This is a genomic window from Legionella maceachernii (genome assembly GCF_900167045.1).
Taxonomy (GTDB): Bacteria; Pseudomonadota; Gammaproteobacteria; order Legionellales; family Legionellaceae; genus Tatlockia; species Tatlockia maceachernii.
The window spans coordinates 204,665-216,207 of record NZ_FUXJ01000002.1 but is presented as its reverse complement, the minus strand read 5'-3'; the positions used below and the strand labels follow the sequence as shown (position 1 = coordinate 216,207).

Below are 11,543 nucleotides of genomic sequence, written 5' to 3'. Positions count from 1 at the left end.
GAGAAGTTTATGGACGGATAGTGAGAGAGGTTTCTAAAATCTCATCCGTGTCGTCTTCCGGAGAATAATCCTTTTCTTTCCTCCGCTCCTGTTTAAGCGCAGCAGCACTCTTCGCCATGCTTAGGATTTCTTTTTTCTGCGCATTCAAGTTCTCAACAAGTTGGTATACTAAGTCAGCTGTTTTAGAGCTCTCTTGAACTAATTGATCCAAAACTTGAGAATCACTAACCAATCCCTTTTTATATAATTCCGCGTAAGAATTAAATTTTTGTGTTTGCTCTTCAAGCAGCGCTTGGGCCGCTTTTAATTGAGCGCCTAAATTACAATCCACTATTTCTGCCAGTAAGTTATTGGAGACTTTTGCCTGGTGTTCTATATTCTCTTTGAGCTCTTTAGGACAATCATCAGGAAGATAGGGCGCAGCAAAAATGAATTCAATGGTTTTTTTAGCCCTTTCCACAGCGAAGGGGTTATCTGGGTTTCGAAAACGTTCTAATGACGCATAATCCTTTTTCATGGCAGCAAAAAAACTGGCAGGATTTTTCATGAATGCCCTCTTTTAATACAGCTTTATTCCGAAGATGAGTGCAAAGTTTAACATATTTTCATATAGTTGATCAGTTTTTTTCACTTTCTGTTATCCATTGACGACATAGCCCCTGAACCAATTAACCTTTTATAAAAATCAGGTTCTGGATAATTGCGGTAATTTATCGTGGTATCCATCCCGCCTTTTGCATGATAGAGAATATGGCAATGCATAAACCAAATGCCTGGATTGTCCGCATCAAATTGCAGCTTCATACTGGCATTAGGTAGAATCAATACAGTGTCGTGTAAAGGGCCATCGGTTATGGGCTTGCCATTCATTTCAGTAATTTGAAACACATGTCCGTGTAAATGCATGGGGTGAGCCATCGCTGAGTGATTAATGTATTCAATCTCTATACGCTGTCCTGTATCAATAATAAATGGAGTTACTTTTGGCCATATTTCATTGTTTATTGTCCAAACATACGTTTTCATATTCCCCTCAAGCGTATACGTTAAGGCTTTATCGACTGTTTTTTGGGGTAATGGAGTTATGGCTTTAAGTTGATGCTCTTGGGAATTATTCAGCGCAGGCGCTGTGGTATTCGCCGTCTCGCTGAGCTGAGGAATTAGGGCGTTCGCAGTCGCAAGAATGACACCAGTTTGACTGTTAGTCCCTTCAGGCTGTGCCAATATAGGATAAGCTCCCTCGCCCTTTGGGATAGTAAGCAGAATATCTAAGCGATTTGCCAAACCTAATTCAAACCGCTCCGCTGCTAGGGGTTTAACTGCAGCACCATCGACAGCAATAGCTTGGCCTGACAATTTTCCGGTTTCAATCCAATAATTAGTACTACTCGAAGCATTAATTAATCGTAAACGAAGCGTAGAACCTGGTTTTACTCGAATAATGTCTGGGTTTTTAAGCGTTCTCCGATTTGCCAAATAGGCATCAAATTTTACGTCATTGAGATCCATCGTTTCCATGTTCATGCCCGTCATGTTCATACCACTCATGTCATTGTTCAGAGGATGTTTATGGCGCAACTCAGCATACACCTGCTCTGGATCACGGAAGGTGAAATCTTGCAACATAACCACCGCTTCTTGGTCAGCCACCTTCTTTTCATTGGGATCGTGAATGATTAACGGTGCTGCCATTAATTTCTGAATTTGCAATTCCTCATGAGAATGCATCCAAAAAGTGCCGGCTTGAATAAGTTTAAAGCGATAGTGTTGTTTTCCACCAACGGGTATAGGTAATTGGGTCACGTAGGGAACACCATCTTGATTATTAGGATCAATTAATCCGTGCCAATGAATCACAATGGGGACATTCGTTTTATTGACGACGAGTACATTAAACTCCTGACCTTTTTCGCCTTCAAAACCCATTTTTCCATTGGGCTGAAGAATATTAAACACAGTACTTGACTTGCCATTCACACGAATAGACTCACTCACTACATTCAACGTAAGAGGCTGATCTCTTACCGGATCCCCGTGCAGAATGAACGGAATGAGCATTAATAGGGACAACGCGACTTTGTTTAAGTTTAAGATACATTTTAATTCCATTTGTCATACTCCTCACCAGCCGCAATGAATACGGTTAAGTATTAGCTTAGATTATATCCAAATAACGCCCAAAATAGCTTTAGCTACTTATAAAATCCGAATAAAAATGATGAAGATTTGTAAATTGCTCTTTAAAATATTGTTATCTACGAGGTCCCAGTGCCATAATCAGCGTATGCAAGTTTGAAGGGATAATAAATTGAAGAATAACAAGAAAACCATTACCCAGTGCAAACAAACCTATTTTATGTTTTTTCTGTTTTGTATCAGTGCTTATTTTCTGAGCCTTTCTCATTCATTCGCTTTTTCCCCCACCTATACTAAATACATTTCTTATTCCGATTTCGGACGAGGGGAACCTTTAGTCTTACTCCATGCTTTCCCTACGGATAAAAATGTGTGGCTACCCCAACAACAAGGCTTGAAGCAATATTTTCGTGTAATTAGTCTCGATTTGTGGGGCTTTGGTTACTCAGAGGGGACTAGTGGATTAGCCGTCACGATGAATGAATATGCTGATGAAGTGGCACAATTGCTGGATCAACTCACCATTAAGAAAGCAATTATTGGAGGGACCTCCATGGGCGGCTATATTGCTCTTGCGTTTCTTGATAAATACCCGAATAGAGTCAAAGGATTAATTCTCTCAAACACCCAGGCGGTAACCGATGGTCCCGAAATAACAAAATCAAATAACGCCCTTGCCTCCGATGTGCTTATTGATGGAACACAGAAATTTGTAAACAATTTTATGAGTAATGCCTTATCTGCTGAGGCTCCTCAACAAATCCGGTTGTTTTTACAAAACATTTTATTAGACCAAACTCCTTTTGGCTTAGCGTCAGCGCTACGTGGTATGTCAATACGTAAAGATTTTTCTCAAGTTCTTGCACAAACCACATTGCCGGTACTTATTATTACCAGCGACAAAGACTTTGTTATTCCACCTCAACAAAGTGCCAACATGCATGCCTTGGCGAAAAACAGTAAATTGGTTGTACTATCTGACGCCGGTCATCTCTCAAATTTAGAACAACCTGAACAATGGAATAAAGCAGTTATTAGCGCATTCGGACATGCTCAGGCGTGATTAGCCTCGCTTGCACGTCTTCATTGCTTAATCTTTCTCTTTTTTCTCTGCTGTCGACTTATCATCCAAGCAAATCGCGTGGATACTTTCGGTGCTCGTTACGCACTGCCCATGATTGCGAAGATCAAAATGCCATTGGTGCCTTGGACATACCCAGCATCCCTGGTTGTCTAACCAACCCGCACTAAGATCGCCTCCCAAATGAGGGCACCAGCGCAATATCGAATAACGTTTGCCTTCAAATTCCACAACAATTCGATCTTTATTATTGGCATGAAAGCGCTCAACTAAATCACAAAATCGTCCAATTTCAACAGCATCCAAGGCCACAAACCCATGCGTTACAATATCATAGAGATCTGGATTTCGTTTAAGCTTAACCCTAAAGGTAAGAACAAAATCGGGCCAATTCATCTCATTTTTTAAAACTTTGTTAACTTGCCATGCGGGTGCTTCAATTTTCCAATAATTGTCTGGATCCAAAATCTCTTGAGTGGTTGTGATAGTTTTATCGGTTAAATCAATCCGGTACATCATGTCTGAATAATCACTGATTCGCCAATACAAAATAGTGTTCACCTTCACATTCACTAAATTTACATTTTTCATTTTTTCCTCAAGATCTCGTCGTAAATCAATAAACACCTCTTGAGGAGAAATTTTTTTATTTTCTACTTCTCTTTGCTGGAAATACTTTTTATATTCATCAGCGTAAGCTTTGATGTAATTTTCATATTCGGGTTCGGTTACTCTGTTTTCGGATAAATGAATAAATTTCCCCGTATCAACATCTAAAATGTCACCCGGCATAATTTCAGGCCATAAGGTATCCGTCGCTTTACAGTGCTTGTCTAAATACCTGAGATACTCCGGCGCTTTAGGAAAAATATTGAATTTTTCAAAGTTAATAGGCATTAGCATAGGATCAAGAAAACAGGGAGGACCAGCGGAAGGAATATAAACCACAGGCATCACGGTTTCTATTGCTCTCGCAACAATAGAGAATTTATTCATTCGCTTTTTTAGAGAAACTCTTTGGTAATCTTTCTGAGGCATGTCATAGCAAACGGGATGCCATATCGCCCCCGAAAATTGGGCTGCAAAAACATCTATTTTTCCATGCAATTTTACAATTTTCTCTAATTTTTCATGCAACTTACAGTCATTTATATTTAAAAAACTTTTTGAATCTGCTTTAACAAGGATCGCAGAATCACAATCCAGTTCTGCATCCAGCACAAATAATCGAAGATTACCGTCTTTTAAGGCAAATTCCTCTTCGTAATTTAAAGAAATAATTCCGTCACATTGATAATTGATAGCTTCTAATTGTTCCTTAACAATGGAACGATGAAAATTAGCCAAAATAAACTTAAAATTCCTTTTTTTTAGCATTTTTAAGAATTCAATATCAAAATGATCCTTATGTTCATGGCTAATGTAAATGTATTTGTCTTTCGGTGAAGATTCAAAATGCTGTAAAACATAATCAATCATGTGACTATTTCGAGGGAATTGAAACCAAGCCGAATCAAATGCACCATAACGTGAAAGCCAGGGATCCATGATGATAATGGTTGCTTCAGACTCAACATAAAATCCTGCATGGCCTAAGTAGGTTATTCTCATTCAAGCCCTCTCTGTCATTGTTTTTACCAGATTCTTTAATCCAGATTCAATTGAGGATTTTGCAAAAATGCCAAGCTCTTCTCTCGCTAAAAATGGATCCCCCAACGAGCATTCAACATCACCAATTTTTTGTGGTTTGTGCATAATGACTAATTCTTTTTTTAGCTCTTGGCTTAATAAATTAGCTATTGTCTTTATTTTAGTACTTTTTCCAGTACACACATTATACGTTCGCACAGTACGGCTGGAAGTCGCCATCGATTTCATCAAGAAAAGAACAACATCTTCTACAGAAATGAAATCCCTTGATTGTTCACCTGAACCGTAAAAAATGCAGGGATTATCGTGCAATAAATTATTTAAAAAGATTGAAATTACCCCTGAATAAGGACTATCTAATTTTTGCCTGGGTCCATACACATTGAAAAGTCGTAATGCAGTTAAAGGCAGCTTGTGTATTTCGCTGATAAATCGAGCATAGCATTCAGCTGCAAGTTTGGTATACCCATAAATAGAGATGGGAGATAACGGCGCATTTTCTTTAATGGGAAAATGCAAACTATTACCATAGACGGCGCAGGAAGAGGCAAATACGATAGGAAGAGATCTAGAAGCACTCGACAGCTCTCCTGCTGTTTTTAAAAGATTTACTGTGGCTGTTAAATTGACTTCATGGGCTTTCAAGATATTTTCATTACATAGCGGTACGGAAACCAAAGCAGCAAGATGAAAACATCCATTTACTTTTTCCATAAGACTTCTGACTAACTGATAGTCACAAATATCGCCTTCAATGAAGATCGCTTCTTTAGGAAGATTCTCTTTACGGCCAGTAGAAAGGTTATCTAAGACATAAACCTTAGCATATTTAACTAATTGATCACACAAATGTGAGCCTATAAAGCCAGCTCCTCCAGTCACTAGATAAGTATCCATACTATCCTCTTAACATGATCACTTTATACTCAAGATCATTGAACTCCTCATTTAAAAAATACATTCCTAAAACACACACACACGCTAAAGCAAGAGTAAATCCGTATCCATAATAAAAAGGTCCCATATAAATCGAAAGCAAGGTAAACACCAAATTTAAAATGAAGTAGGCAATGGAAATAACGAATACATCCCATCTTCTATCCATATAGTATAAAATATCAACTATCGCTAGGAGCAAAACCTGTAAACTTGTCCCTATCACTGCAATATAAAGCAAGTTGTAATAAAGAATGGAAATATTTAATAAAGCCAAAATCTTTTCACCAAACTGTAGCATAATGATGATGACTAAGGCTTGAATTTTAACAATGGAGTAAATCACATTTAAGGCATAAGTATTGACTTGATCACCTGCAATCTTTATATAATCCAAAGACTTTCCATTGCGTATCGCTTCGTTAAAACGATTGTAATAATCAGAGAAATTAGTTTCTATGAGTAAAAGAAAAACAGCCATACCGGGTATTAAACACAGATAAGCAATGAATATAGGGAGATCATAGATTATTGAAGCACGAAAAGGACCGATAACCGCATAACTTGTACTCGCATTATACCAAAATATGAATTTATCCACCCATACACCTAAGTTAAAAAACAACCCGCTAAAAATTAATAACTTATACATGCTCCCTTTTTTCATGAAATGAAAATCAATGATCGAATTAGTAGGATATTCTTTGTAAAGAACAATCAGTAAATTGAGTAATAACACCATTTGCCCAATTAAAAAGCTGAATAGGAAGGCGTCTAGCCCATGATGACGTAACCAATAAGCTAAAAGAACAATAATGGAGTAGCTCAGTGAAAATGCTTTTAAAATAATGGTGTAATCTTTTAAAGCAGTAAGAAGCGTAATCACAACCCAAATATTGGATAGAACAACAAAACTTCCCATTAATAACAATCGATAAGCCACATCTTGTTGTGAGAAAAAAATCAAGGCGAAGAAAAATGAAAAAATACCGGCTGATGCCGAAATCACAAGCATTGCTCCATTTAGGTTAGAGATGAGGTAGGTGGGCCTATTTAAAAATAATTGGTCCGCGGCATAACGAGAAAAGCTATTTCCCGCAGAGCCACTAAAAATTAAGCTACCTGCAATTAAATAGGTAATAGAGATTTGAAATTGAGTGATGGCTTCATGTTGTGCGGGGATTTGAGCAATAATAATGGATAAGGAAATAATGCCTAATATTGAAATTAACCATGGCCCACCACCAATAATGCCTGCAACGGTATAAGCGGCTACTGTTCGTGTGATACTTTCGTGATTTAAAATTTTGCGTAAAGAGAATCCAATTCCCGCCATTGCTTACTATCCCTTGTTCATAGTGCTTTCGTATATTTGCTGGTATTTTGCGATCATTATTTTTTCATCATAGTATTTCTCTGCACGTTTAATCGCAGACTGGCTCATTTGATTCCATAATTCAGGGTCGCTTAAAACTTCCAAAATAGCCGCTTCTAAGTCTTTTGCGTCGGAAACCCTCACTATTTTTCCTGCTGGACCTAATGCAGCATCTTCCTCATTGATACCCATTATCATTTCTTTACATGCTCCCACATCAGTGGCTACCACGGGGACACCCGCAGCAAAGCTTTCCAGAAGAACAAATGGCATACTTTCCCTAATGGCAGGTAACACTAAAATCTTAATTTTTGGTAGAATATCCTCCATTTTTTGATGTGGAAAAAATTCGATAATATCTTGCAGTAAAGTATTTTCGACTAACTCAAGGCATTCTTGGGCATATTGAGGATCTTGATCGGTTGAACCAATGATCCAAACCTTTAACTCCGGCATTATATTGTGCAAATTCGGCACGGCTCTAATAAAGCCCTTCACATCTTTCATCGGTACGATGCGGCCAACGAAACAAATCACTGGAAACTTTTCTTCTAAAGGCCGTCTTAATTTCTTAAATCGATCGATATTAATTCCATTAGGGATAATCAACGCTTTCTTAGGATCCGCCCCTTCCTCTACCTGAATGTGGTGTGCATGACTAAATAAACTTATTACAGGGTCAGCAACATGATAAGTTAACTGAGCTAGTGTTTTAAAATAGCGATCCCATAAGTTTCTTAAGTAACTTGTTTCGGTTAAAGTTCGGTCAGGATCGTCTCGAAAAATTTGGCTTAAAAAGATATCAATTTTACGTTCTTTCGTATAAATACCATGCTCCGTTAAAATAAGGGGATAATTAAAATGCCGATGAATAAAAAAACCCAATAGCCCCGCATATCCCGTGGAGATAGTATGGACTACTTTTACTTTGGGGAAATTCGTAAGAATATGCGTTAACTTCCATAAAGGCTTATGAATGTTTTTTACAGTCCAGAAATAATCAATAAAGGAAGAGTCTTCGCACTGTTTAGTGTATTCATCTTTAATAAAATCCCAACTTAATTTGCTGTATAAAAACTGCTCATAATCCACCCCTGCAGGATCATTCATAATTTCACTGATATCAGCAATTTGATTTAAGTTTTCAGCAGTTGGGCATTTAAATAAATCATGCATTTGTTTAATAAACAGAAATCCTTCTTCATTGCCTATTAAGCTTTTTTTAGGTGGAGGCGGCTCATCTTCGTCAAAAAGATAATGGACCTGAAAGTGAGTAACATTTTTTGGAATATTATAACGTATTCCTTCTTTATAATTTTCAGGTGACCCACCTAAAAAAATAAGAGCAAAGGTGTATTGGGGAAAATTTTCTATAATCTGATGCACCCACGTAGAGACTCCGCCCAAAATAAAAGGATAGGAACTCTCAAGGAGTAGAGCGATATCCACTTCTTTGGCCTGTTTTTCAGACAAATAAGTAATCATTTTTTACACCAGAATTCGACGATTTTATTTATCCTTAAAATATAACGAAACGATGCATCCGAACATAGGTATTCTTTCACTGTATTATATTCCTTTTTTTTATACGCTAACTCTGCTAAATACGGATAGATTTTGCTATTTGGAGCGTTGTATTTCGAAGCCATCGATAAATTGGAAAGGCCTTCTTTTATTTGCCCATTTTCCATATTTATTCTCGATAATAAGATAAGCAGCGTCGTATCATCGGATAGTATTTCCAAAGCTATATTGGCGTAAAAATTACTTTGTTCCAATAATATGGAGCGGAATTCTTGATCTGCTAAATTGCGATAAACTAATTCCCAATAGAGTAAAGCGATTTGTTTCGTTATAAAGGCCTTTTTCTTTGGCTCAAGTATTTCTTCATATTTTTTTAGAAATTGATTAATTTTTTTTTGCAAAAAATCTTGTTGATTTTCTAACATGGAAAAAGCACATATACGAAGCTCTTCTAAATCATCTGACACTAAAGAACTATAAATGCGATTTGTATCACGTGGTAAACCTTTACTGACACTGTAGAGAGCTTGATTGCGCTCTTCTGGAGAATAATTTGAAGAATGTAATCGAACATCCGCCCAACTTGTGCCATACGCTACTACTTTGACAGGATTTTTTCTCGCGTACTCCACTTGAGGGTATAAATTAATTTCGATAGGCTGAAAATCTTCACCGTATTTTTTAAGAAGAAAAACAGCAATGATAACTACGATATTCCCTAGAGGAGGAATAAATGCTCCAATGCAGATTGACAAAAGTGCGAATGATTTCTTCCTTTTAATGATATCTAATTGAATTAAATTCATTATTAAAAGAGTTACTAATACACTTATCCCTAAGTTGAGAAAAAATACTTTTAGAATCAAATCCATAGGTGGATTTGATTGAAAAAGAGCACTAACCAATCCTTGTGATGAAGCCGTTTGATCAGGCAATGTTTTTTCCTTTTATAAAATTTAAAAAGTACTGCATAACCTTAAAAGGTGTTTCTGCATAAACTTGCATCGAACGTATCTTTATTTCCACATTATCTACAGGTAAACCCAAGTCCATCTGCAGATAATTTTTAATTCGGGTGATATAGCCATGAATACCCGCAGAAGAAGTAAAAGGCATTAAAGTGATTAAGACATCATAATTATCCAACTCTAAAGACCAAAACGAATCAAGGATTCGATGCTGATTTTTTAAATTATAGATAACATTATGGGATCTTAGGTGTTTGGAGACCATCACAGCGACCAGTGCGCTATCCAGGTCCAGATCTTTTTTTAACGGGATAAGCCGTATTATTTGGTTTGCAAAATCGGCAGAGCAATCGGGATAATGACGTAAAAAATCAGCCACTTCAGAAGAAACGCTCACTTCTTGGCTGAAATAGTAAGTCAGAATACTTAAGATTCGTAACATCTCTTCATTCAAATTCCAAAAAGGCATTTCTTTAATAATGAGTATACCTAAATGTTTATTTTCCCGGGTAATTAAAGGCGCTGCCACCAAATAAATACAGTCGCTTGCTTCTTCGATTTGATTAATACTTACAAAAGAAATTGTTTCTGATTCAATACATCTTTTCACTAGCGGGTCACTCAGCACCAATCTTCCTACTAAACCAATTTCTACAAAAGGCTCCGGATTTAACTGCTCATTCTGATATAAAAAAATTCCCCCTATATTAACTTGGCAAAATTGCGAAATAAGCTGCAAAAAAGAATAAGTGACATCTGGAGATAAAAGCGTGTCTGCATTTAAATTTAACTTTTGTAATTCCCTAAACGCTAATCGTAAGGTCATCGGTTTAGAAATAATATTTTGCTCCAGGTAATCCGAAGAAAGACGCAACATGTAATAAGAGCGCGATAGACTTTTTAATCGCTCTTCACTGTAAGCTTGCAATACGTCTGCATTTAACATTCTTCTCACCCAACTTGAGCTAAATAAGGTGCAGATTAATATTAGAGTTACTCCGCTTAATAAATAAAGTTGAAAATCAGTAAGAGAAATAGCTCCCGCATTGCGTTGACTGACAGCAAAAATAGCAATTATGCCTGCTGATAACAAACTTGGACCAAATCCATACTGAAATACCACGATGACCGAAGCGATCCATGGCCAAGGGAAAATTCCTCTTACAAACAAAGGATTATGTGGATTGGTTAAATAACACAGCCCTAATAGGAGGAGAGTAATACCTATCGCTTCCCCCCACATCCATATGCTGTGTTCGCGCCAAGTCCACACTTGTTTTAGTAGCGGTTTTATATTCATCTAACAGATCTTTAAACAAGACAGCATTGCGTCGATTAATCGCTGGGCTATCACTGCCAGTCCAGAACGACTCGTCCCCATTTTGCTCCCTACTGAACTCCAAATCATCTCGCCAGTGTTAACATTAAATATCTGTAATGAAACGCCTGCTATAGGTTCACCATCTAAACCTACCTTATAATCCCATTCATTCACTGCTCCCATGACCACATAATTCAGATGTTTCTCTTTTGCCCAGGTTAAAACTGCTTTCACAGAAGGAATAGCATTTGGGCACACGATTAATTTATTGCAATTCGCATTAGAAGGGTAAAAAACCAATGTGCGCACTCCTTTTGAGCGAAGTACTCCCGCGGTAATATTCATCGCACGATAGCCAGCTTGCGGTACTTCGGTATTATTAGCAAATACTGTAATACCCCATCTTGCATTCGCATTCACCGGAACAACCTGTGAAGAATTAATTTTTGTGCACCCAGCCATAATAATTAGGCTAATTAGGGCCAAGGCTCTTAATCCATATTTCATTCTGACTCCTTGTTTAATAAGTCACTTTAAAATACAACCTAAACA

Annotated in this window: 10 protein-coding genes; 1 reads left to right on the top strand and 9 read right to left on the bottom strand. The window is 37.3% G+C overall.

What is annotated here, in order from left to right; genetic code table 11:
• Positions 1-7 precede the first annotated feature (7 nt).
• Entirely contained in the window at positions 8-547 is a 540-nt protein-coding gene (locus B5D33_RS00930) for an HlyD family secretion protein (protein WP_058452440.1), read from the bottom strand.
• An 80-nt stretch (positions 548-627) separates the two neighbouring features.
• Positions 628-2,109 (bottom strand): multicopper oxidase family protein, encoded by a 1,482-nt coding sequence (locus B5D33_RS00925; RefSeq protein WP_058452439.1) that lies wholly within the window; start codon positions 2,107-2,109, stop codon positions 628-630.
• Between the two features lie 199 nt (positions 2,110-2,308).
• Here B5D33_RS00925 and B5D33_RS00920 point away from each other — a divergent pair, with 199 nt between their 5' ends.
• Positions 2,309-3,199, top strand: a complete 891-nt coding sequence (locus B5D33_RS00920; protein ID WP_234802420.1) for an alpha/beta fold hydrolase — start codon at positions 2,309-2,311, stop codon at positions 3,197-3,199.
• A gap of 27 nt (positions 3,200-3,226) precedes the next feature.
• Here B5D33_RS00920 and B5D33_RS00915 read toward each other — a convergent pair whose 3' ends face one another.
• From B5D33_RS00915 to B5D33_RS00885, 7 genes are read right to left on the bottom strand one after another with little or no spacing between them, the layout of a single operon-like run.
• Positions 3,227-4,828: a Rieske 2Fe-2S domain-containing protein gene (locus tag B5D33_RS00915; RefSeq protein ID WP_058452438.1), complete on the bottom strand. Its 1,602-nt coding sequence runs from the start codon at positions 4,826-4,828 to the stop codon at positions 3,227-3,229.
• The gene (locus tag B5D33_RS00910; RefSeq protein ID WP_058452437.1) at positions 4,829-5,764 is read right to left on the bottom strand and encodes an NAD-dependent epimerase/dehydratase family protein; all 936 of its coding nucleotides are present in this window, start codon (positions 5,762-5,764) and stop codon (positions 4,829-4,831) included.
• Position 5,765: 1 nt separating this feature from the next.
• On the bottom strand, positions 5,766-7,139 hold the full coding sequence (gene pelG / locus B5D33_RS00905) for an exopolysaccharide Pel transporter PelG (protein ID WP_058452436.1): 1,374 nt from the start codon (positions 7,137-7,139) through the stop codon (positions 5,766-5,768).
• Positions 7,140-7,145: 6 nt separating this feature from the next.
• The gene (gene pelF, locus B5D33_RS00900; protein WP_058452435.1) at positions 7,146-8,663 is read right to left on the bottom strand and encodes a GT4 family glycosyltransferase PelF; all 1,518 of its coding nucleotides are present in this window, start codon (positions 8,661-8,663) and stop codon (positions 7,146-7,148) included.
• The gene (locus B5D33_RS00895; RefSeq protein WP_058452434.1) at positions 8,660-9,637 is read right to left on the bottom strand and encodes a hypothetical protein; all 978 of its coding nucleotides are present in this window, start codon (positions 9,635-9,637) and stop codon (positions 8,660-8,662) included. Before B5D33_RS00895 ends, pelF begins: the two co-directional genes overlap by 4 nt.
• On the bottom strand, positions 9,630-10,970 hold the full coding sequence (locus tag B5D33_RS00890; RefSeq protein ID WP_058452433.1) for a PelD GGDEF domain-containing protein: 1,341 nt from the start codon (positions 10,968-10,970) through the stop codon (positions 9,630-9,632). The genes B5D33_RS00895 and B5D33_RS00890 overlap by 8 nt, the downstream gene beginning before the upstream one ends.
• Positions 10,971-11,498 carry a hypothetical protein gene (locus tag B5D33_RS00885; protein WP_058452432.1) on the bottom strand — a complete coding sequence of 176 codons (528 nt, stop codon included), beginning with the start codon at positions 11,496-11,498 and terminating at the stop codon, positions 10,971-10,973. It lies immediately after the preceding gene.
• Positions 11,499-11,543 lie beyond the last annotated feature (45 nt).